General features: G+C 62.5%; 1 pseudogene. It reads left to right on the top strand.

From position 1 onward, the window contains the following. Positions 1-494: 494 nt before the first annotated feature. A pseudogene (locus BJQ90_RS19680) lies at positions 495-929 on the top strand (hypothetical protein). The last annotated feature ends 58 nt before the right edge of the window (positions 930-987 follow it).

A 987-nucleotide genomic window follows, 5' to 3' on the forward strand; every position in this document is an offset into this window, starting at 1 on the left:
TGGGTAAATCGCTTGCGTGATGCGGTCATGCTGATCTCTACTTTCGGTAGACCCCCATTTTAGGAGGGCCCACTGTCCGAGATCTCTGTGGCAGCTCAAGGACAGGGAAAACAGAGGAATCTAACACTCGTGCTCCAAAGGCAACAATCCACGGTTCCCGTGGAAGCCCTCCGCGCCACGCTAGCCCACAGGCTCAACCACAGCACCATAGACGAACCGGCGTCCACCGTGGCAGACACCTCCATGATCTGCCCAAACCCACATCCGCGGCCAGAGCCCGAGGCGAGGCAACCGCGAACTTTCTCCCACCACGGCGCGACAGCGACGCTGGACCGCTAGCCCCTCCTTCGTCGGGGCCTGCGGTAGACAGGCCTCCGTCGGCCGCCGAGCAAGCGAGCTTGCCAGCAACAAAAAACAACGGGGGAGCAGGGACGCTGGCCGGTCACCTAAGCCGCCCCACCCACCCCACTTCTCGGACAAGAAGGAGCAACACCATGAACGCAATCGCAACCAAGACCGTGACCACCAAGGACACCGGGGAAGCCATCGCCGGCGTAACCGTGCTGGGCGATTACCACGAGAACGGCGGCTACGACTGGATGGAACTCATCGAAGCCGAAGGCTGGGCTGTCATCCCCAGCTGGGGTTGTGACGGCTGGGACCTGGGCCAATGGCCTTATGTCATGGTCGCGGCCACCCGGACCGCTGACAGCATCGGGAACCTGTTCGGAGTCGCCACGTACTGCGAGGGAGACGTGAGCTGCACGTTCTACCGGACCAAGGCCCGGCAGTGGGAAGCGATCACCGAACAGGCGTTCTTCCACTGAAAGAACGGGCAGGCCCACGGCCCGGACGACCTCCCGGAAGCCGCCGCCGAACTTCCTTCCCGCTACCGGATGCCCTACACGGGGTGGCTTGTGAAAAAGTGAAATCCGGCGTTAGGGTTGCGCTGGACCCACGAGATCTCTGGCTCAGGGTTGGTCGGTA

Source organism: Arthrobacter sp. SO3 (genome assembly GCF_020532825.1).
Lineage (GTDB): Bacteria > Actinomycetota > Actinomycetes > Actinomycetales > Micrococcaceae > Arthrobacter.